Here is a 2460-nt window from a genome sequence, read left to right as displayed (position 1 = left end):
GATATAGTTTATCTCAAACAGAAATAGTACCCATTCTATGAGGAACTGGAGTATACTGACCCGGATTGTTCCTTGTGCTATCATTCTGCTTCTTGCAGTACATGTATCAGCTATCCCACCTATGCCCACTGAATTTTATGGTAGTGTGGTTATCGATGGTAAACCTGCTCCAGCTGGCACGAATATAACTGCCATAATTAATGGAGTCGAAAAGGGAAGCATCAAGACTGTGGTTGATGGATTTTATGGTGGTCCTGGTATTTTTGATGATAGATTGAAGGTATCTGTTCCAGAAGAAGAATACAAGCCTGGTATGCTTAAGATTTCCTTCATGATCGGTGATAAGCAGGCAACCCAGGCTGTTGATTATGAACCTGGTGTATCAAAGCAACTTGATCTAGCAGTCGGAACTGGTGCCACCACTATGGCATCTCCTGCTACCTACATGACTCCGGTTGATAATACTACTTCTGTTTCTACCAGTAACGCAGTAGTAAATTCAGGTTCTGGTACATATTCGCCATCCTCATCCGGAAGTGCCTCCTCAGGATCCGGAACCACGATAAGTTATGGCCTTGATCAGGATCGTACATTCAAAGCTGAGGATGGTCTAGCAGAACTACAGTTCGGAAAATCAACGATGCTCTTCTCACCTGAAGGGCAGTTTTTGAGTGCAGTTGGTATACGGCCAAAAAGTGTCTCTGATCTTCCGCCACTCTCGACAAATAAAAGTCTGAAGTTTACCGGTTATGCCTATGAAATCATTCCTTCAGAGACGTACTTTAATCCGAAAGGAATATTGGTACTCAGACTTCCTCCTGATCGTGCCTACGATATCATCAATTCTGGTCCTTCACTATATGAGTACATCTCCCAGACTGCCTCATGGGAACCAGTCCATACAACATCAAGTGCTTTTACAAATGAGATATCAGGAGATATCTACGAAGCCGCAATATATGGCCTATATATTCCTTCAGAGGGCCATTCTTTAAATCAAAGTGGTCAGAATTCTGGCATTAATCAGACCCAGGTTTCTTCAATATCTTCAGGTGGTGTCAGTTATCAACCTTCAGTTCCAAGCAATGTTTCTGCAATTAATCCCATAACGCCAGTACCAGTGATTACTCCTGAAGATACTACTCCAGTTCCGACTCCGGGGGTCCAAGTTAGCAATCCTCAGACACCTGTTATCACCCCCCTGCCATCTGTTACCCAGGCAGTTCAGACAAAAACAATTACTAATTCCAGTTCACAGAAAAACCCAGGTCCAGTATCGTTTACAGCACCGCTGGCAGCCATAACGAATAAAGTTCCCAAATCAGTTCTTTCAATAATTGGAATAGTGTGCCTGATTATTATAATCAATGCTGCTGTTTATGCCGTATACCGGTATTGGTGGGAGAAGCGGAAACAGAATGGGTAAGCGGGCAGATACTGTTCTTGCGGCCACAATTATCCGTGAGATACAGAGAGGAAATCCTGAGAAGGCTCTTGCCTCCATTGAACGGTTTCTTGAAAAGAAACCAGGAGAGCCCGCTCTCCTAAATCTGAAAGGAGTATCTCTAGATATGCTCGGGAGGCATGATGAGTCCCTCTCCTGTTATGAGCAGGCTCTTTTAGCAGATCCATCACCAGCAATATACTGGAATAACAAAGGACTTGCCCTTCAGAACCTTGGCAGATATAATGATGCAGAACTTGCTTACAGGGAGGCCCTTTCAAGAGATTCTGAGTCTCTTGAAGCATCTTACAACCTGGCAAATACACTGCAGTCTCTTGGAAGATTTGATGAAGCACTTTTACTTTTTGACCAAGCTCTGGATATCAGGCCAGATCATCTCCTCGCCCTTCTCAATAAAGGAAATGCTCTGGCATCATTGAAACGTTTTGAAGATGCCATAGCCTGTTATCTTGAAGTATTGGATATCAGACCGGATTATTCTGACGCTGCCTATAATGTTGCCCACACATATGAAGAAATGGGAAGACTGAAGGAGGCACGGGACTGGTATTCGAAAACCTTAATCATTGATCCCGACTACCATCATGCTACAGAGCAGTTGAAATCTCTGTGAGTTGAGGAGGGGTATGATTCGGATTCTTGTCGTTGATGATTTAGAAGCACTTCTTGATGTAGTAAAATATATTCTGGAGTCTAATCCAGATTTTGAAGTTGATACAGCCCCGTCAGTTGACGAGGCTCTAGTCTTACTTGAGAAACATAAGTACGACATTATCATCTCTGATTATTATATGCCTGAAGAAAATGGGCTTGAATTTTTAAAACAGGTCCGGTCGATGAACCTGAGTATCCCCTTTGTCATACAAACCGGTCACGGGGATGAAATTACAGCACTTGAGGCCCTGCAGGGAGGAGCAGATTTTTTCCTGGAGAAAGGATCAGAAGGCCCTCTTCAATATCTCGCGTTCACTCAGATCATCAATCTCTTAGTTTCC

General features: G+C 43.4%; 3 protein-coding genes. All 3 read left to right on the top strand.

The window, feature by feature from the left end:
• The first annotated feature begins 37 nt into the window (after positions 1-37).
• The gene (locus tag VN429_RS09850) at positions 38-1426 is read left to right on the top strand and encodes a hypothetical protein (RefSeq protein WP_325632770.1); all 1389 of its coding nucleotides are present in this window, start codon (positions 38-40) and stop codon (positions 1424-1426) included.
• Positions 1419-2078, top strand: a complete 660-nt coding sequence (locus VN429_RS09845) for a tetratricopeptide repeat protein (RefSeq protein ID WP_325632768.1) — start codon at positions 1419-1421, stop codon at positions 2076-2078. Before VN429_RS09850 ends, VN429_RS09845 begins: the two co-directional genes overlap by 8 nt.
• A 13-nt stretch (positions 2079-2091) precedes the next feature.
• On the top strand, positions 2092-2460 hold a 369-nt coding region (locus VN429_RS09840), incomplete at its 3' end, for a response regulator (RefSeq protein ID WP_325632766.1).

It is taken from the genome of Methanospirillum sp. (assembly GCF_035560735.1).
Classification (GTDB): domain Archaea; phylum Halobacteriota; class Methanomicrobia; order Methanomicrobiales; family Methanospirillaceae; genus Methanospirillum.
Note: the sequence above shows the minus strand (reverse complement) of the source record. Positions and strands in the feature narration are given on the sequence as shown.

Coding starts and splice junctions, on each gene's coding strand:
- VN429_RS09850 (WP_325632770.1), top strand. CDS start 38: ATGAGGAACTGGAGTATACTGACCCGGATTGTTCCTTGTGCTATCATT.
- VN429_RS09845 (WP_325632768.1), top strand. CDS start 1,419: ATGGGTAAGCGGGCAGATACTGTTCTTGCGGCCACAATTATCCGTGAG.